A 17,843-nucleotide genomic window follows, 5' to 3' on the forward strand; every position below is an offset into this window, starting at 1 on the left:
GCCATATTACGTGACATGTCACGCAACTGTCAGGGGTGGTCGTCCGGCCGGGGCAGGCTGCCGTGGTCCAGCAGCGTGTCGTAGACCCGGTCGAGCAACGTGGTCAGCTGGGCCTGCTCGCCGGGCTCGAGAGCGTCCAAGAAGGCCTTGCGCACGAACTCGACGTGATCTGGCGCCGCCCGGCGCAGCGCCTCCCAGCCGTCGCCGGACAGCGTCACGTCGGTGACCCGCCGGTCGTCGAGGCCGACCCCGGTCGTGACCAGGCCGCGTTCGCGCATCCGCTTGAGGTGGTGCGACAGCCGGCTGCGCTCCCAGCCGATGCGGACGGCGAGGTCGGTGACCCGCATCCGGCCGTCGGCCGCGCTGGTCAGCGCGACCAGCACGTGGTAGTCGGCGAGCGAAAGGCCGCTGTCGGCGCGCAGCTGCCGGTTCAGCTCGTACTCCAGCCGCAGGTGCACCTTCATGTACGCGTACCAGACGGCCGTTTCGGCGGGCGAAAGCAGGGCGAACGGCGAGCCCGGTGCGAACTCCTGCGGCATCGGGCGAGCTTAACCACCCGGTTTGGTCTAGACCATCGTCGGCGGAAATGCGACGATCCGGGCAGGTGCGACGGCGAGGTCGCGCCCTTCCCGCCAGGAGGTCCCCGGTGAAGACTCCCCTCGCGCGGCGGCTCGGCCGCGCGCTCGCCGTGCTGGCCCTGATCGGCGCCAGTACGACGGCCGCCCAGCTCACCCCGGCCGCGGCGGCCACCCCGGCGCTGCAGTCGATCGTCCCGGTGCCGGTCTCGGTGACGCCGGCGGCCGGGGTCGCGTTCCCGCTGGTCTCGACGACGAAGATCGTCACCGAAGCCGGCTCGGCCCCGGCGCGACAGGTCGGCGACTACCTCGCCGGGGTGCTGCGCCCCTCGACGGGTTTCGCGCTGCCGGTGTCCGACGCCCCGGCGTCCGTGCCGTCCGACAGCATCGCCCTGCTGCTCAGCGGCGCACCCGCCTCGGTCGGCGCGCAGGGCTACCAGCTGGTGTCGACGGCGTCTTCGGTGACGGTGCGGGCGACGACGGCCGACGGGCTGTTCGCCGGTGTCCAGACGCTGCGGCAGATGCTGCCGGGCAGCATCGAGAGCGCGTCCGCCCAGCCAGGACCGTGGAGCGTCCCGGGCGCGACGGTCGTGGACTACCCGCGGTTCGGCTACCGGGGCGCGATGCTCGACGTCGCGCGGCACTTCCACCCGGTGTCGACGGTCAAGCGGTACATCGACGAGCTCGCCCAGTACAAGATCAACAACCTGCACCTGCACCTGGCCGACGACCAGGGCTGGCGCCTCCAGATCGACAGCTGGCCCCGCCTGACGACCTACGGCGGCAGCACCCAGGTCGGCGGCGGCGCGGGTGGCTACTACACGAAGGCGCAGTACACGGACATCGTGAACTACGCGGCTTCGCGGCACATCACGGTGATCCCGGAGATCGACATGCCGGGTCACGTGAACGCGGCGCTGGCGTCGTACGCGGAGCTGAACTGCACCGGGGTGGCCCCGGCCCTGCGCACGGACACGGCGGTCGGCTACAGCTCGCTGTGCATCTCGAAGGACATCACGTACACGTTCATCGCGGACGTGCTGCGCGAGCTGGCGGCGCTGACGCCGGGCCCGTACCTGCACATCGGCGGTGACGAAGCCTCTTCGACGTCGGCGGCGGACTACCTGACGTTCGTGAACAAGGTGCTGCCCCTGGTGGCGGCGACCGGCAAGTCGGTGATCGGCTGGCACGACATCGCGAAGGCGACGTTGCCGGCTTCGGCGACCCCGCAGTTCTGGGGAACCACGACCTCGGACTCCGGGGTGTCGGCGGCGGTTTCCCGCGGCAGCAAGGTGATCATGTCCCCGGCGAACAAGGCCTACGTGGACCAGAAGTACAACAGCTCGACGCCGATCGGCCTGTCGTGGGCGGGCTACATCGAGGTCCAGGACGCGTACGGCTGGAACCCGGGAGCGTATTTGTCGGGCGTCGGCGAGTCGGCGGTCCGCGGGGTGGAATCGCCGCTGTGGACGGAAACGGTGGTCACCCAGGCGGACATCGAGTACCTGGCGTTCCCCCGCTTGGCGGCGCACGCGGAACTGGGCTGGTCCCCGTGGTCGACGCACGACTGGACGGCGTTCCGCACCCGCCTGGGCGCGCAGGCCCCGCGGTGGGTGGCCCAGGGGATCAACTTCTACCGCTCTTCGCAGGTGGCGTGGGACACGGGCGGCACTTCCAACCCGGGCACGTGCGCGGATCCGGCGTGGAGTGCTTCGCAGGTGTACACGGGCGGGAACGTGGTGTCCCACAACGGCCACAAGTGGACGGCGAAGTGGTGGACCCAGGGCGAGGAGCCGGGAACGACGGGCCAGTGGGGAGTCTGGACCGACAACGGCGCTTGTTGAGGTGACGGGCCGGGGCCGCATTTGCGGCTCCGGCCCCTCCGCCGTCACCGGCGACCTGGCGATGCCGGCGCGATGGGGACCCGACCACCACCTGGCCCATCGGCGCTCCCGCGGACGGTGGTCGCCGGGTGGCGGATGGGGAAACCGGAACACGCGATCGGTCCGGCGGGTTAGATTGCGGCATGAGCGTTGATCTGGAGCAGGTGCGCGCGCTGTCGCTGCGGGAGAACGGGCTGGCCACCGTGGCCACGACGCGGGGTGATGGCACCGTGCACTCCTCCGTCGTCAACGCCGGTGTGCTCGACGACCCGGTGACCGGTGCTCCCGGTGTCGCCTACGTCGCTGTCGGGCGGGCGCACAAGCTCGCGCTGCTGCGGCGGGCCGGGCACGCCACCGTCACCTTCCGGCGCGGCTGGAACTGGGTCTCCGTCACCGGTGCCACCCACCTCATCGGGCCCGACGACCCCGACCCCGCCTTCGACCCCGCGGGCCTGCCGAAGCTCCTGCGCGACGTCTTCATCGCCGCGACCGGCACGCACGACGACTGGGACGAGTACGACCGCGTGATGGCCGAAGAGCGGCGGGTCGCGGTCTTCGTGACCGCGGACCGGATAATCGGCAACCCCTGACCAGCACGGCCCGAGGAGTCGACCCGTTGCCCGAGTCACCACGCCGCGTGAGCACGCCGGTCAAGATCCTGCTCGGCCTGCTCGTCGTCGCCGACGCCGGTTTCGGGGCGGCCCTCGCCCTCGGCCTGCTGCGCGGGCTGTCGCCGTGGCTGATCGGTGGCGCGTACGCGGCGTCCGTGCTGATCGCGATCGCGGCGTTCCGCGTGTCCCGGGCGCGCGAGCTGAAGCGCGGCTTCGAGAGCCTGCGTGACCTCACCGTCGGCGACGAGGGTCTCCGCGTGCCCGCGGGCACGCTCAGCACGCGGGTGGTGCCGTGGTCGCACATCGCCGACATCAGCGTCCGCCGGTCGGCACGATTCGGCGACGGATACCTGCGGGACGCCCTCTGGCTCGACCTGGTCACCGGTGGCGGCCTCGAGAGTTCCGTGCAGCGCTACGCACCCCGCAGCAAGCTGGCACCCGCTCCACCCCAGCGGCGGCAGTTCGAGCAGACGGCCATCCTCGACCCGGCCCTGTTCGACGCGGTGGTCGACCGGCTCCGGAAGGAGCTGCGCAACCGGCAGCTGCACGCCCAGCTGCGCGGCACGCCCCGCATCCGCTGACGGAGGTTCAGCCGAGCCGGCCCAGCAGCTCCCTCGGCACGATCCGCACCGGGAACGGCCGCTCGACCTCGCAGACCTCGTCACCAGCCGCCTTGGCCACCTGCTGGTAGCAACCGTCTTCGTCCAGCTCGAACACCGTGAGCGCGGGCTCCTCCGGATCGATCACCCAGTAGCTCCCCGTCCCGAGCCGCTCATAGACCGCCTTCTTGAGGTTCAGGTCGTAGATCGCGGTGCTACGCGACAGCACCTCGACGGCCAGCACCGGCGGCGCCGGGAGATCCTTTTCCGTGAAGTCTTCGGCCCGGCCGACCAGGACGTCGGGCTGCAGCTCCGTGTCGTCGCCGGAGTGCACCGCGAACGGCGCGCCGACGACCTCGAAGTCAGGCGGGCATGCAGCTTCCAGTACGCCGTAGAGCCGGTAAGCGATCTTCTGGTGTCTGAGTCCCGGCGCGGGGCTCACGATGAGCACCCCGTCGATGAGTTCACGGCGTCGGCCATCGTCCGGCATCCCCTCGAGGTCCTGCACCGTCAGGGGGCCCGAACCGGCGGGATGCTCGATGTCTGCCATGACCGTCATGGTGCTCTCCTTTCACTCTTCGCACCAGAGCAAAGCAGGCACCACCGACAGAAACCGCATCGAACACCGGTTCGGCGCCCATATTCACGCGGAGGCGTGAATATGGGCGCCGCTGTCACATCAATGGAACAGTTACTTCTTGTTCTTTCCGGAGTCCTCAGTGGACAGAGCGGCGACGAAAGCTTCCTGCGGAACCTCGACCCGGCCGACGGTCTTCATCCGCTTCTTGCCTTCCTTCTGCTTCTCCAGCAGCTTCCGCTTCCGCGAGATGTCACCGCCGTAGCACTTCGCCAGCACGTCCTTGCGGATCGCGCGGATCGTTTCGCGGGCGATGATCCGCGACCCGACCGCCGCCTGGATCGGGACCTCGAACTGCTGGCGCGGGATCAGCTCGCGCAGCCGGGTCGCCATCCGGTTGCCGTAGCCGTACGCCGCGTCCTTGTGGACGATCGCCGAAAACGCGTCCACCGTTTCGCCCTGCAGCAGGATGTCCACCTTGACCAGATCCGCGATCTGCTCGCCGGCCTCTTCGTAGTCGAGGGACGCGTAACCGCGCGTACGCGACTTCAGCGTGTCGAAGAAATCGAAGATGATTTCCGCCAGCGGGATGTTGTAGCGCAGCTCGACGCGGTCCTCGGACAGGTAGTCCATCCCGAGCAGGGTGCCGCGCTTCGTCTGGCACAGCTCCATGATCGTGCCGACGAACTCCGACGGCGCGAGGATGCTCACCTTCGACACCGGCTCGTGCACCTCGGCGATCTTCAGCCCGGTCGGCCAGTCCGACGGGTTGGTCACGACGACCTCACTGCGGTCTTCGAGCACCACGCGGTAGATGACGTTCGGCGCCGTCGAGATCAGGTCGAGGCCGAATTCGCGCTCGAGCCGGTCGCGCGTGATCTCCAGGTGCAGCAGGCCGAGGAAACCGCAGCGGAAGCCGAACCCGAGCGCCACCGACGTCTCCGGCTCGTAGTCGAGCGCGGCGTCGTTGAGCTGGAGCTTGTCCAGCGCCTCGCGCAGCTCGGGGTAGTCCGACCCGTCCACCGGGTACAGCCCGGAGTAGACCATCGGCTTCGGCTCGCGGTAGCCCGCCAGCGCTTCCTTCGCGCCGTGGCGCTCGGACGTCACGGTGTCGCCGACCTTCGACTGCCGGACGTCCTTCACGCCGGTGATCAGGTAGCCGACCTCGCCGACGCCGAGCCCCTTGCTGGGCTTGGGTTCCGGCGAGATGATGCCGACCTCGAGCAGCTCGTGCGTCGCGCCGGTCGACATCATCTTGATCTTCTCGCGCGGCGTGATCTTGCCGTCGACGACCCGGATGTAGGTGACGACGCCGCGGTAGGTGTCGTAGACCGAGTCGAAGATCATCGCGCGGGCCGGCGCGTCGGCGTCGCCCTGCGGCGCCGGGACCTGCTTGACGACCTCGTCCAGCAGCTCGCCGACGCCCATGCCGGTCTTGGCCGAAACCCGCAGGACGTCTTCCGGCTCGCAGCCGATGATGTGGGCCAGCTCACCCGCGTACTTGTCGGGGTCGGCCGACGGCAGGTCGATCTTGTTGAGCACCGGGATGATCTGGAGGTTGTTCTCCAGCGCCAGGTAGAGGTTGGCCAGCGTCTGGGCCTCGATCCCCTGCGCGGCGTCGACCAGCAGGATCGCGCCTTCGCACGCCTCCAGCGCGCGGGAGACCTCGTAGGTGAAGTCGACGTGGCCGGGCGTGTCGATCATGTGCAGGACGTGGTCCTGGCCGTCGACCTTCCAGGGCAGCCGGACGTTCTGCGCCTTGATCGTGATGCCGCGCTCGCGCTCGATGTCCATCCGGTCGAGGTACTGAGCGCGCATGGCCCGCTCTTCGACGACGCCGGTGAGCTGCAGCATGCGGTCGGCCAGGGTGGACTTGCCGTGGTCGATGTGCGCGATGATGCAGAAGTTCCGGATCAGCTCCGGAGGCGTGAAGGTGGTGTCGGCGAACGTCGTCACTCGAATGAGTCCTCGGAAAGTCGGGGATGGCCACCTCTATGTTCCCATGACCCTCCGGGTGCGGGTGGGGGTCATCCCCGATGCGGGCTTTCGCGATCCGTGGTGCCCTCGAAGTATGAGCACTTCGCACCAGCCGGCACCCCCTCCCCAGCCGGAGACCAGCGGCTTCGCCCGCGTTCTCGACCGTGCGTTCGGTCACCCCTCGGGCCCGCTCGGCCGCCTCGGCGGCTGGGTGATGGCGCGAGGCAATGCCGCCACCGAACACCGCGTCGTCGACCTGGCCCGGCTCGAACCGGACGACACCGTCCTGGTCGTCGGGCCCGGTCCCGGCGTCGGCCTGGAGGCCGCCGCGCGGCTGGCCGGGCGCGCCATCGGCGTCGACCCCTCCCCCGAGATGCTGGCGCTCTGCCAGGAGCGCTGCGCCGACCGCGTCGAGCTGCGCGAGGGCTCGGCCGCGCGCACCGGCGAGCCCGACGGCTCCGTCGACGTCGTGCTGACCGTGAACAACGTGATGCTCTGGGACGACCGCGCGGCCGGTTTCGCCGAGCTGTTCCGGGTGCTGCGCCCCGGCGGGCGGCTGCTGCTGTCCGCGCACGAGAAGTGGCTGCCCGTGAGCAGGCACGTCCTGGCCGACGAAGCCGCCGAAGCGGGCTTCGCCGACCTGCAGACCTGGACCTGGGACCCGCCCGGCTTCGCCGCGCTGGCCGCGCAGCTGCGCGCCGTCAAGCCCGCCTAGCGGGTGTCCGTGCGGATCGGGTGGCCCTCGGGCACCTCGACCAGCACGATGCGCGTGCCGTCCGGGTCGGCGATCCAGGCCTCGTCGAGGCCCCAGGGCTCGCGCTGGGCGTCCCGCACCGGCTCCAGGCCCCGCTCCTTCAGGCCGGCCAGCGTCCCGGCGAGGTCCCGGACCTGCAGCCAGAGCACCAGATCGGGTGACGAGCCGGTTTCGCCCCGGCCGGAAACCTCCAGCGAGCCGTGGCCGAGGAAGAACACCGTGCCGCCGGGGAACTCGCGCTCCACGGCCAGGCCGAGCGTGTCGCGGTAGAACGCCGTCGCCGCGGCGGCGTCGCGCGCACGGACGATCAGCCTGCTCTTCAGGACTTCCATCCGACCATCCCTACCGGACGCGCTCAGGCGGCCGCAATCGCGGCGATGCCGGACAGCACGATCACCGACCCGGCGAGCCGCCGGACGGCATTGCGCTCGCCCAGCACCAGCCACGCGGCGACACCGCCGAGCACGATGCTCAGCTCGCGCGCCGGCGCGACCAGGCTGACCGGCGCCATCGTGAGGGCGAACAGCACGAGGATGTAGGCGACCGGCGACAGCACGGCGACCACCAGCACCTCCCGGCGCTGCTCGCGCCAGACGCGGCGGACTTCGGCGCGGCCGGCCAGCGCGCCGGGCACGAGCATCGCGCTCTGCAGGATCGAGCCGAGGCCGAAGTAGACGACCGGCGGCACACCGAGGCCGGTCACGGAGTGCGCGTCCCAGAGCGTGTAGCCGGCGATGGTGGCGCCGGTCAGCAGGCCGTAGCGGATCCCCGCCTTGACCGCCCGTGCGTCGTCCGCCTGGCGGCCGGTGCTGATCACCAGCACGCCGGCGATGACCAGGAACGCGCCGACCAGGCCGAGGACGCCGGGCCGTTCGCCGAGCACGAGGACGGCGGCCAGCACCGACAGCAGCGGCCCGGTGCCCCGCGCGACGGGATAGACGACGGAGAGGTCCCCGACCCGGTACCCGCGTTGCAGGACGACGCCGTAGGCGACGTGCAGCACCGACGTCACCACGGCGGCGAGCAGCCAGCTCCACTGTGGACGTGCGGGCTCGACGACCAGCAGCACGACGGTCACCGGCAGCAGGAAGACGGCGGAAACCGTGTAGTAGAGCCAGACGAACTGGGTACCGCCGGAGGAGATCCGCTTGGCGGCGAGGTTCCACGCGGCGTGCACGACGGCGGCGACGAGGACGAGGGACAGAGCGGTGGCGTTCACGGGACCCCTTCGGGTTTTCGCGCGCGCGAAAACCGGGTCCTCCAGGCTTTTGCCCCGTCAGATGAACGACCGGCCGTCCGGGCCCGCCGATGGTGCCGCTCGGACCAGGCCCGCCGGCCCTGGTTGTGTGTCGGCTGCGCGGGCCGGCGACGGAACCCTAGGCACTGCCGTCACCCACCGTACTCCCGGTGCCGGACGCCCGCGGCCCGGCTGTTAAAGTGGTCGCTCGCTGCCCGTGCGGCATTCCGTCATGGAGGAAACCCGCTTTCCGCGGGGCCACTTCAGCGCGGCGGCGATCTCACCGAGTGAAACAGGAGTTGCCCTATGGCCAACATCAAGTCGCAGATCAAGCGCATCACGACGAACGAGAAGGCGCGTCAGCGCAACCAGGCGATCCGGTCCTCGGTGAAGACCGCGATCCGCAAGGTCCGCGAAGCCGCCGAGGCCGGCGACAAGGCCAAGGCCGTCGAGCTGCAGCGCGACGCCGCCCAGAAGCTGGACAAGGCCGTCTCGAAGGGCGTCATCCACGCCAACCAGGCCGCCAACAAGAAGTCGGCGCTGGCGAAGCGCGTCAACGCGCTCTGAAGCTGATTTCTGGGAAAGCCCCGGCTCCGGCCGGGGCTTTCTTCATGCCCGGGGTCAGCCCTTGGCGGCCGCCACTTCGAGGACGGCGCGCTCGAGCGCGTAGCCCGGGTCGGCCGCCACGCCCTTGACCTCGGCGTTCAGGCGCGCGACCACGCGCATCGCCGTGGCCAGGCCGTCCTGGTTCCAGCCCCGCGACTGCCCCTGGGCCTTGCGGATCTTCCACGGCGGCATGCCCAGCTCGCCGGCCATCTGGTTCGGGTTGCCGCGGCCCGCGCCCGACACCCGGGCGATCGTGCGGACGGCGTCGGCCAGCGCGTCCGCCACCAGGACGTGCGGGACGCCCAGCTGCATCGCCCAGCGCAGCGACTCCAGCGCCGCCGACCGGTCGCCGCTGACCGCCTTCTCCGCGACCGCGAAGCCCGTCACGTCGGCGCGGCCGCGGTGGTACCGGCGGACGGCGTCGGCGTCGACCGTCCCGCCCGTGTCGGCGACCAGCTGACTGGCCGCCGAGGAGAGTTCGCGCAGGTCGGAGCCCACCGCGTCGATCAGCGCAGCCACCCCCGCCGGGTCGATCTTGCCGCCCGCGCGGCGCACCTCGTGCCGCACGAACTGCTCGCGCTCGGCCGGCTTGGTCAGCTTCGGGCACTCCGTGACCTCGGCGCCGGCCTTCTTCAGCGCCGCGGGGAGCGACTTGCCCGCCTTGCTGCGGCCGCCGCCGGTGTGCACGACGACCAGCACGACACCGTCCGCCGGGTCCTTCAGGTAGGAAGCCACGGCGTCGGCCAGCTCCTGCGAGATGTCCTGCGCCGACTCGAGGACGATCACCCGGCCTTCGCTGAACAGCGACGGGCTGACGAGTTCGGCCAGCTCAGGTGCTGTGAGATCCGACACCCGGACCCGCGTCAGCTCGGCCGTGGCGTCGATCGCCCTGGCCGCGGCGAGCGTCTCGCGGACGGCCCGTTCGATCAGCAGTTCTTCCTCGCCGAGCACCAGGTGCAGCGGGGCGGGGGCGGTGGCTTGCGCGGTCACCCGAGGATCCTCTCACTTGCGGTGTTGTGCGCCCGCTCCGGTGATGTGCGGCAACCGGCGTGGCACGGCGTGAGCGCGATGTCGTACGGTGTCCACGAGGCGGCGCGCCGATCGGCGCGCACCGACAACCGAATACCGCTCATCCAGAGGGGCAGAGGGAACGGCCCGACGAAGCCCCGGCAACCGGCGTACAGCCTGTCATCCCGCGATCGCGGGGTAGCTGACGACCACGGTGCCAATTCCGGCCCGCTTCGGCGGGGCAGATGAGGAAAGGAACCTCGCGATGACCGCAACCCTCGGCACGACCTCCACCACGAAGACCCCGGATCTCGGTCCCGCCGTCGAACTGGTGTCGAAGGAAGAGGGTCACCGGCAGCCGCTCGCCCCGGAATTCGTCTCCGCCGAGGACTTCTCGCCGCTCGAGGTCGCTTACGACTTCGGCCGCGTCCGCCGCGAGGACATCGAGGCCGGCCCCAAGAACATCTGGCGCTACAAGAAGCTCCTCCCGGTTCCGTCCAACGTCGAAGAGATCCCGAACACCGAGCCCGGCGCGACCCGGCTGGTCCGCGCCGACCGCCTCGCCAAGGAACTCGGCCTCAAGCGCGTGTGGGTCAAGGACGACACCGGCAACCCGACGCACTCGTTCAAGGACCGCGTCGTCGCCGTCGCGCTGGCCGCGGCCCGCGAGTTCGGCTTCGAGGTGCTGGCGTGTCCCTCGACCGGCAACCTGGCCAACGCGACGGCCGCCGCCGCGGCCCGCGCCGGCTGGCGGTCGGTCGTGCTGATCCCCAAGACCCTCGAGCGCGCCAAGATCCTCACCACCGCGGTGTACGACGGCGACCTGATCGCCGTCGACGGCAACTACGACGACGTCAACCGCCTCGCCACCGAGCTGGCCGGTGAGCACCCGAAGTGGGCGTTCGTGAACGTGAACGTCCGGCCGTACTACTCGGAGGGCTCGAAGACGCTCGCCTTCGAGGTCGCCGAGCAGCTCGGCTGGCGCATCCCGCCGCAGATCGTCGTGCCGATCGCTTCCGGTTCGCAGCTGACGAAGGTGGACAAGGGTTTCCGCGAGCTGGGCCAGCTCGGTCTCGTGGACGCCAGCCCGTACAAGGTGTTCGGCGCACAGGCGACCGGCTGCTCGCCGGTGTCGGCCGCGTTCCGCGCCGGCCAGGACGTGGTCCAGCCGGTGAGGCCGGACACGATCGCCCGCTCGCTGGCGATCGGCAACCCGGCCGACGGCCCGTACGTCCTCGACATCGTCAACCGCACCGGCGGCGCGATCGAGGACGTCACCGACGAGGAGGTCGTCGAGGGCATCCGGCTGCTGGCCCGCACCGAGGGCATCTTCACCGAGACCGCCGGCGGGGTCACCGTGGCGACGGCGAAGAAGCTGGTGGAGACGGGCAAGCTCGACCCGGACGCCGAGACGGTCCTCCTGATCACCGGCGACGGCCTCAAGACCCTCGACGCGGTCGAGAACCACATCGGCCCGAAGGCGACCGTGCCGCCGTCGGCCGCCGCGGTGAACGAGGCGCTCGGCTACTGACGTCCCCGCCGGGGCGGGCCACGCGGCTCGCCCCGGCGAGTACCTCCTTTCGCGTTTCCCCGGACCGATAAGGTCGGCACCCGCCAGGTGTCGGCTCGGTCCGGGAGGGTTCGGAATGCGGAATCTCGGCAAGCACTGGATGGTCACCGCCGAACGCGACGGCCAGGCCTTGCCGATGACGGTCGTCGCGAAGTGGCGCTGGTACAAGAAGGGCGCCCGGCGAGACCGCCTGCGGTACGGCGTGGTGGAGGTCATCGCCCTCACCGGCTCGGCCGCGATCCCGGTGGCCGCGACCGCCCACCTCGACTCGGTCGTCATCGCTGCGCTCGGCGCCGTCGTGCTGGTCGCCACCGGCATCCGGACGACGTTCGGCATGCACCAGAACTGGGTGGAGCACAGCCAGATCGGCTACGCGATCGAGCGTGAAGCGGCGTTGTACCTCCATTCCGCACCGCCGTACCAAGGCAAGGACGCGGTCCGGGTGCTGGTCGCGCGCGTGGAGACCCTGGCCGAAGAGGGCGGGCAGCAGTGGGCTCGCCGCAGGATCACCTTCGAACGCGACCGCCAGGCCGACGAGAGCGCCCGCGCCGGGTGACCCGCTACCGGCGGGGCGGACCACGCGGCTCGCCCCGGCGGACGATCGCCGTTCCGGTGACCACCGCCGTGTCGCCGTCCACGTCGGTGCGGGTCACCAACGCGCCCAAGGCTTTCAGGCCGTCCATTGTGGACTTGCTGGGGTGGCCGTACGTGTTGCCCGCGCCCACGCTGACCAACGCCACCCTGGGCGCGACCGCCGCGAGGAACGCCGGCAGCGAGTAGCGCGAACCGTGGTGGGGCACCTTCAACACCTCCGCTTTCAAGTCATCGACGTCGGCCAGCAGGTCCGATTGGGCCGCCAGCTCGACATCGCCGGTCAGGAGCACCCGGCCGGCCGGGGTTCGCGCTCGGAGGACCACCGAGCTGTTGTTGATCGTCGTGCCGTCTTGCGTGTCCGCCGCGCGGGCCGGCACGTACCGCGGGCCGAGCACGTCGAGCGTCAGGCCGGGCCAGGCCATCCGCTCCCCCGGGCTCAGCTCGACCAACGGCACCTCCTGTTTCCTCGCCTCCGCCGCGACCTGACGCCACGCCCACTCCGGCGCCCGCCCCGCGCCGACGGCGACCGCGCCGACCGACCGGCCGTCGAAGACCGACGAGAGCCCGCCGATGTGGTCCGCGTGCAGGTGGCTCAGCACCAGCAACGGGATCCGCTCCACCGACAGCCGGTGCAGGCACTCGTCCACCGGTCCCGGCTCGGGGCCGGTATCCACGACGACGGCCCGGCCGGGCTCAGCCGTCGCCAGCACCACCGCGTCGCCCTGGCCGACGTCGCACTCGACCATCGCCCAGTCACGCGGTGGCCACGCCGGTGCGAGCACCCGGACCGGCACGGACACCAGCAGCGCGCCGACGACCAGCACCGCCATGGCCAGCCGGAGCCGCCGGTGCCGGGCGGCCAGCACCAGCACCACGAGCACCGCGGCGGCCAGCAGCCCGCCTGCCCAGCCGCCGGGCCAGGCGACGACCGCGCCGGGTGCCCGCGCGCCGTGCCGCGCCACCGTGATCAGCCAGCGGGCTTCCGGGTCGGCTAGGTGCACCAGGACCTTCCCGGCGCCCGGCCACCAGGGCCCGGCCACCGTCGCCAGCACGCCGAGCACCGTCGCCGGGGCCACCACGGGCGCGGCGAGGACGTTGGTGAGCACCGAAACCAGGCTCACCGTGCCCGCCATGCCCGCGAGGACCGGCGCCGTCACGAGGAAGGCCGCCAACGGGATCGCCAACCCCTCGGCGAACCCCGGCGGGACACCGCGGCGCACCAGCGCGGCCGCCCAGCGGGGCGCGATCAGGACCAGCCCCGCGGTGGCGAACACCGACAGCGCGAACCCGAAATCGGTGGCCATCGCCGGATCCGTCACCACCAGCACGCACACCGCGAACGCCAGCGCCGGCAATGCCGAGCCACGCCGGCCCAGCGCCAACGCCAGCAACGCGACCGCCGCCATCACGCCCGCCCGCAGCACGCTCGGCTCCGGACCGACCAGGACGAGGAACCCGGCCAGGCACCCGCCGGCGGCCACCGCCGAGGTCCGCGGCCCGAACCGGAGCAGCCGCAGCAGAAGCAGGACCGCACCGCACGCCACGGCGAGGTTGCCGCCGCTGACCGCCGTCAGGTGCGCCAGGCCGGCGGTGACGAACTCCTGCTCGACCCGCGGCGACAGCCCGCTCGTGTCGCCCAGGACCAGGCCGGGCAGGAGACCGGCGGGTTCGGCCGGCAGGACCTGGCACAGGTCGTGGAGCCCGGCGCGCAGCCCGGCCGCGGTCCGCTGCCACCACGGCGCCTGGCCGGGTTCGCCCGGCGGGCCGCGCACGGACAGCACCGCGACGGTCAGGTCGGAACCGCGCGGCGGCATCAGCAGGCCCGTCGCCGTCACGTCCTGACCCGGCAGCAGCGCCGACCACTGCGCGACCGGCGCCAGCAGCAGGACGTGCCCGGACGACGTGACCGGCCGGCCGTCGACCGACGCCGACCGGACGTCGGCCGTGAGCACCACGGACCGGGCGCCGGCTTGCTGGTCGGCGTACCCCGCGCTGCGCACGGGCTTCGGGCGTTCGGCGACGACGACCCGCAACGCCGCCGGCAGACCATCGGCCGAGGCGGCGCGGAGGTCGTCCCGCTGCGCCTCCCGGATCCGCCAGGCGACCGGCCCCGCGGCGACGAGTCCCAACACCAGCAAGGCCGCGGCGAGAGCCCGGGGACGGCCGCGGGCCCGCCAGAGCACCAGCCCGGCGACCACCGCCGAAGCGAGGCCGACGGCGACGGCCGTCCACCAGCCCAGCAGCAGGCCACCGAGCGCGGCGAGCCAGCACGCCAGCGCCGCCGGCACCAGCCGCATGTCCTGCCGGGTGTCGGTCGTGGGAAGCGTGCTCATCCGACCATCACCTGCTCCCGCAACCGTTCGAACTTGCTTTCGCCGATGCCCGGCACATCGCGCAGCTGCTCCACCTTCGTGAAACCGCCGTGCTCGGTGCGCCACTGGACGATCCGCTGGGCCGTCACCGCACCGATGCCGGGCAACGTGTCCAGCTGGTCCGTGCTCGCCGCGTTGAGATCGACCTTGGTGCCCGCCGGGGCTCCGGCCGACGCCGCGGCGGGGGCCGGGACGCCGACCGCGAGCTGCTCCCCGTCGGTCACGCGGCGGGCGAGGTTCAGCGAGCTGAGGTCGGCGCCGGGTTCGGCACCGCCCGCGGCGCGCAGCACGTCCGCGACCCGGGCGCCCTGGACCACGGTGACGAGGCCGGGCGACCGGACCCGGCCGATCACGCTGACGACGAGGCCGGCCTGGGGTGCGGCCCGGGCCGATGCCTCGCTCGCCGGTTTCGCGCTCGGCAGCGCGGGTGGTGACTCGGGCGCCGGACGACCGCCCAGGAGCGCGACCGAGCCGAGGACGATCACCACGACCGCCGCGAGGACGCCGGCGAGCGCCCACCGGCGGCGGCCGGCACCGGCCGCGCCGCCCGGTAGCCAGCGCCGGACCAGCCGGCCGCCGGGCCCGACCGTGCTCGCGTCGGGCGAGAGCTGGTCGGCCAGCCAGGCGAGCCGGTCGTTGACGGGAGGGCCCGGATCCCGGGCAGGCTGCTCGAACACACGATCGACGTTAGGGCCCGCGGGAAGGCGTCCGACAGGGGTGCCGCCGCGTCCTGTGGACAACCGGGGTGATGTGGACGGATCCCGCCGGCCCGGCCCGGGAACGGCCGTTTCCGTCGTACCCGGGTGGCACCTTGGAGGGTTCGGCGGCTAGCGCCGGGGCGGGACCGTCCGCTGGACGACCACCCCGAGCACACCGGGCCCGGTGTGCGCCCCGATCACCGCGCCCAGCTCGGAGACCACGCAGCCCGCCGAGCGCGGCACCGCCTCTTCCAGCCGGTTCGCCAGCTCGACCGCCCGCTCCGGCGACGCGAGGTGGTGGACGGCCAGCTCGACGTCGTCGCCTTCGGCGGCCTTGGCGGCCAGCTCGACCAGCCGCGCGAGCGCCCGGTTCATGGTGCGGACCTTCTCCAGCGGCAGGATCCGGCCCTCCGACATGTGCAGCACCGGCTTCACCGCCAGCGCCGTGCCGAGCAGCGCCGCCGCCGGGCCGATCCGGCCGCCGCGGCGCAGGTGGTCGAGGGTTTCCACGACGAACAGCGTCGACGAGCACCCGGCGGCGGTCACCGCCGCGGCCTCGACCTCGGCCGCGTCGGCCCCGGCGGAGGCCGCCGAGGCGGCGTGCAGCGCGGCGAACCCCAGGCCCATCGCGGTGGTGCGCGAGTCGACGACGCGGACCCGGTCCGGCCCGACTTCCTGCGCCGCCAGGACCGCCGCTTCCCAGGTGCCCGACAGCTCGCGCGAAAGGTGCACGGAAACGATCGCGTCGGCGCCTTCGGCCAGCGCCGCGCGGAACTCCTTCACGAACTCGGTCGGAGTCGGGCGTGACGTCGTCACGATCTTGCGCTGGCTCATCGCTTCGGCGACCGCCGCCGGACCGGTCTCGACGCCGTCGAGGGAGACCACGCCGTCGACCAGGACGTGCAGCGGCACCACCCGGACCGCGTGCCGTTCGGCGAAGCCCTCCGGCAGGTGGGCGGTGGAATCCGTGACTACGGCGACCGACACGCCGTCAGCCTACGTGGCCGGGTGCCAGCACCGGCGCCATCAACACGGACATCGCGTCCCCCACCGCCGCGTGCCCCTTCCAGCCCCAGTGCATGCCGTCGGCGTTGCCCTCGCCGCTCAGGACGTGCTCGCCGACGACGGCTTCGAGGTCCAGCAACGGCACTCGCGCCCGCGCGCCCCACGCCGCCATCGCGGCCGCCGCGGCCGGCCGCGCGGTGTGCACGCCGCCGTAGGCCGCGGCGCGGTGGACCGACGGCAGCCACCCGAAGATCGGCAGCTCGGGCCGCAGGACGCGCAGCGCGCCCACGGCCGTGTCGAGGTACTGCACGGTGAGCTTGGCCGGCAGCACCGCGGGACGGCCGCGGAAGGCGACCGAAAGCCGCGGCTGTGCGGCGAGGTAGGCCTTGCGCACCACGCGTCGCACCGGGTCGGGCCGCAGGTACTTCAACCCGGTGCGCAGGTAGGTCGGCAACGGCGAAGGCAGCGTGTCCATGCTGCCGACCGCCAGGACGACCGCGTCGACGCGGTGCAGATCGGCCCACACCCGCGGGTCGCCGGTCAGCGACCACCAGGCGTCACGCGCGGTCCAGCCGATGCCGGCGACCAGGTCGGCGGTACCACCCAGCGCGGCGGCCGCGACGTTGGGCCACAGCCGCGGTTCGTCCGCGGCGCAAGGTCCTTCGGGACCGTGAAAGCTCAGCGAATCGCCGAACACCAGCAGGCGCGGCCCCATCGGCTAGCCGTGCATCCCCGCGTTGTAGGCCTGCAGCCGCCACTTCCCGTCGCGTGCTCCCAGCTCGACCCAGTGGCAGTTCGAGATCCCGCCCAGCGACGGCCAGGTCTCCACCGGCAGGTTCAGCAGGTGTGCGGTGAGCGCCGTGATCAGCCCGCCGTGCGCGGCCAGCAGCACGGTCTCGCCCGCTCCGGAGTTGGCCTGCTGCAGGTCGGTGACGACTTCGCCCGCGCGCTCGGCGACGTCGAGGCGGTTCTCACCGCCCGGCGGTGCCCAGGTGGCGTCCCGGCGCCAGCGGGCGCGTTCGCCCGGGTAGGCCTCGTCGACCTCGGCGCCGGTCATGCCCTGCCATTCGCCGAGGTGCGTCTCGCGCAGCCGCTTGTCGATCCGCAGCGGGACGCCGATCGCGTCGGTGAGCACGGTGGCCGTGTCGGTGGCGCGGCGCAGGTCGGACGCGATGACGAGGTCCGGGGAGAACCGGGCCAGCGCGGGAACCGCGAACCGGGCCTGGTTCCAGCCGCGCGGGGTCAGCGCCGAGTCCAGGTGACCCTGCATCCGCCCGGCGGCGTTGTAGTCCGTCTCGCCGTGGCGCCAGAGCACGAGCCGCCGCGGGCTCACGGGACGTCCGGGTCCTCGTCGGCGGGTGGCTCCTCGAGTCCGGCCACCTCGATGCGCGGGCAGTCCTTCCACAGCCGCTCGAGGCCGTAGAACGAGCGCTCCTCCACGTGCTGGACGTGCACCACGACGTCGACGTAGTCGAGCAGGACCCAGCGGCCCTCGCGGGCGCCTTCGCGGCGGACCGGCTTGTGGCCGCTCTCCCGCAGCTTCTCCTCGACGTTGTCGACGATGGCGCCGACCAGGCGCTCGTTGGACGCGGAGGCGATGACGAAGGCGTCGGTGATGACGAGCTGCTCGGACACGTCCAGCACGACGACGTCGCTGGCCTTCTTGTCCGCCGCCGCGTGTGCGGCCGCTACGGCCAGCTCTCGTGCCTCGGACGTGGCTGCCACAGTGCTCCTTCACAGATCGGGTTCGCCCGAGAAGAGTACCCGCCGGGACCAG

Annotated in this window: 19 protein-coding genes and 1 riboswitch; of the genes, 7 read left to right on the forward strand and 12 right to left on the reverse strand. The window is 72.2% G+C overall.

The window, feature by feature from the left end:
* Positions 1 to 29: 29 nt before the first annotated feature.
* Entirely contained in the window at positions 30 to 539 is a 510-nt protein-coding gene (locus tag ACWEVP_RS14750) for a MarR family winged helix-turn-helix transcriptional regulator (RefSeq protein WP_452063070.1), read from the reverse strand.
* Positions 540 to 646: 107 nt separating this feature from the next.
* Between ACWEVP_RS14750 and ACWEVP_RS14755 the strand changes: the two genes are divergently transcribed.
* From ACWEVP_RS14755 to ACWEVP_RS14765, 3 genes are all read left to right on the forward strand, one after another.
* Positions 647 to 2,419: a family 20 glycosylhydrolase gene (locus tag ACWEVP_RS14755; RefSeq protein WP_452063071.1), complete on the forward strand. Its 1,773-nt coding sequence runs from the start codon at positions 647 to 649 to the stop codon at positions 2,417 to 2,419.
* Between the two features lie 182 nt (positions 2,420 to 2,601).
* A complete protein-coding gene (locus ACWEVP_RS14760; protein WP_452063072.1) occupies positions 2,602 to 3,048 on the forward strand; it encodes a pyridoxamine 5'-phosphate oxidase in 447 nt (148 codons plus the stop codon).
* Positions 3,049 to 3,074: 26 nt separating this feature from the next.
* The gene (locus tag ACWEVP_RS14765) at positions 3,075 to 3,650 is read left to right on the forward strand and encodes a PH domain-containing protein (RefSeq protein WP_452063073.1); all 576 of its coding nucleotides are present in this window, start codon (positions 3,075 to 3,077) and stop codon (positions 3,648 to 3,650) included.
* A gap of 7 nt (positions 3,651 to 3,657) precedes the next feature.
* Here ACWEVP_RS14765 and ACWEVP_RS14770 read toward each other — a convergent pair whose 3' ends face one another.
* Positions 3,658 to 4,227, reverse strand: a complete 570-nt coding sequence (locus tag ACWEVP_RS14770; RefSeq protein ID WP_452063074.1) for a Uma2 family endonuclease — start codon at positions 4,225 to 4,227, stop codon at positions 3,658 to 3,660.
* A 132-nt stretch (positions 4,228 to 4,359) separates the two neighbouring features.
* Positions 4,360 to 6,201: a translation elongation factor 4 gene (lepA, locus tag ACWEVP_RS14775; RefSeq protein WP_452063075.1), complete on the reverse strand. Its 1,842-nt coding sequence runs from the start codon at positions 6,199 to 6,201 to the stop codon at positions 4,360 to 4,362.
* A gap of 115 nt (positions 6,202 to 6,316) precedes the next feature.
* Here lepA and ACWEVP_RS14780 point away from each other — a divergent pair, with 115 nt between their 5' ends.
* Positions 6,317 to 6,937 carry a class I SAM-dependent methyltransferase gene (locus ACWEVP_RS14780; protein WP_452063076.1) on the forward strand — a complete coding sequence of 207 codons (621 nt, stop codon included), beginning with the start codon at positions 6,317 to 6,319 and terminating at the stop codon, positions 6,935 to 6,937.
* Here ACWEVP_RS14780 and ACWEVP_RS14785 read toward each other — a convergent pair.
* Both ACWEVP_RS14785 and ACWEVP_RS14790 read right to left on the reverse strand, forming a co-directional pair.
* A complete protein-coding gene (locus tag ACWEVP_RS14785; RefSeq protein WP_452063077.1) occupies positions 6,934 to 7,308 on the reverse strand; it encodes a VOC family protein in 375 nt (124 codons plus the stop codon). The genes ACWEVP_RS14780 and ACWEVP_RS14785 overlap by 4 nt on opposite strands.
* A 23-nt stretch (positions 7,309 to 7,331) precedes the next feature.
* Entirely contained in the window at positions 7,332 to 8,195 is an 864-nt protein-coding gene (locus ACWEVP_RS14790; RefSeq protein ID WP_452063078.1) for a DMT family transporter, read from the reverse strand.
* Between the two features lie 324 nt (positions 8,196 to 8,519).
* Here ACWEVP_RS14790 and rpsT point away from each other — a divergent pair, with 324 nt between their 5' ends.
* Positions 8,520 to 8,780, forward strand: coding sequence for a 30S ribosomal protein S20 (rpsT, locus tag ACWEVP_RS14795; RefSeq protein ID WP_013228460.1), 261 nt, complete (start codon positions 8,520 to 8,522; stop codon positions 8,778 to 8,780).
* Positions 8,781 to 8,834: 54 nt separating this feature from the next.
* Here the strand turns inward: rpsT and holA are convergent, their stop codons facing one another.
* Positions 8,835 to 9,809: a DNA polymerase III subunit delta gene (gene holA, locus ACWEVP_RS14800; RefSeq protein ID WP_452063079.1), complete on the reverse strand. Its 975-nt coding sequence runs from the start codon at positions 9,807 to 9,809 to the stop codon at positions 8,835 to 8,837.
* 136 nt (positions 9,810 to 9,945) lie between these two features.
* Positions 9,946 to 10,079: riboswitch (SAM riboswitch) on the forward strand.
* A gap of 13 nt (positions 10,080 to 10,092) precedes the next feature.
* Between holA and thrC the strand changes: the two genes are divergently transcribed.
* Both thrC and ACWEVP_RS14810 read left to right on the forward strand, forming a co-directional pair.
* Positions 10,093 to 11,358 carry a threonine synthase gene (gene thrC / locus ACWEVP_RS14805; RefSeq protein WP_452063080.1) on the forward strand — a complete coding sequence of 422 codons (1,266 nt, stop codon included), beginning with the start codon at positions 10,093 to 10,095 and terminating at the stop codon, positions 11,356 to 11,358.
* 115 nt (positions 11,359 to 11,473) lie between these two features.
* A complete protein-coding gene (locus ACWEVP_RS14810) occupies positions 11,474 to 11,953 on the forward strand; it encodes a DUF4231 domain-containing protein (RefSeq protein ID WP_452063081.1) in 480 nt (159 codons plus the stop codon).
* Positions 11,954 to 11,957: 4 nt separating this feature from the next.
* Here ACWEVP_RS14810 and ACWEVP_RS14815 read toward each other — a convergent pair whose 3' ends face one another.
* The 6 genes from ACWEVP_RS14815 to rsfS all read right to left on the reverse strand — a co-directional run bounded on the left by ACWEVP_RS14815 (position 11,958) and on the right by rsfS (position 17,791).
* Positions 11,958 to 14,324 (reverse strand): ComEC/Rec2 family competence protein, encoded by a 2,367-nt coding sequence (locus ACWEVP_RS14815; RefSeq protein ID WP_452063082.1) that lies wholly within the window; start codon positions 14,322 to 14,324, stop codon positions 11,958 to 11,960.
* Positions 14,321 to 15,040, reverse strand: coding sequence for a helix-hairpin-helix domain-containing protein (locus ACWEVP_RS14820; RefSeq protein ID WP_452063083.1), 720 nt, complete (start codon positions 15,038 to 15,040; stop codon positions 14,321 to 14,323). The genes ACWEVP_RS14815 and ACWEVP_RS14820 overlap by 4 nt, the downstream gene beginning before the upstream one ends.
* A 150-nt stretch (positions 15,041 to 15,190) precedes the next feature.
* Positions 15,191 to 16,048, reverse strand: a complete 858-nt coding sequence (locus ACWEVP_RS14825; protein ID WP_452063084.1) for a DegV family protein — start codon at positions 16,046 to 16,048, stop codon at positions 15,191 to 15,193.
* Positions 16,049 to 16,052: 4 nt separating this feature from the next.
* Positions 16,053 to 16,781 carry a diglucosylglycerate octanoyltransferase gene (gene octT, locus ACWEVP_RS14830; RefSeq protein ID WP_452063085.1) on the reverse strand — a complete coding sequence of 243 codons (729 nt, stop codon included), beginning with the start codon at positions 16,779 to 16,781 and terminating at the stop codon, positions 16,053 to 16,055.
* A 3-nt stretch (positions 16,782 to 16,784) separates the two neighbouring features.
* Entirely contained in the window at positions 16,785 to 17,399 is a 615-nt protein-coding gene (locus ACWEVP_RS14835; protein ID WP_452063086.1) for a histidine phosphatase family protein, read from the reverse strand.
* Positions 17,396 to 17,791 (reverse strand): ribosome silencing factor, encoded by a 396-nt coding sequence (gene rsfS, locus ACWEVP_RS14840; protein WP_091316176.1) that lies wholly within the window; start codon positions 17,789 to 17,791, stop codon positions 17,396 to 17,398. The genes ACWEVP_RS14835 and rsfS overlap by 4 nt, the downstream gene beginning before the upstream one ends.
* Positions 17,792 to 17,843 lie beyond the last annotated feature (52 nt).

Source organism: Amycolatopsis sp. NPDC003865, assembly GCF_053605345.1.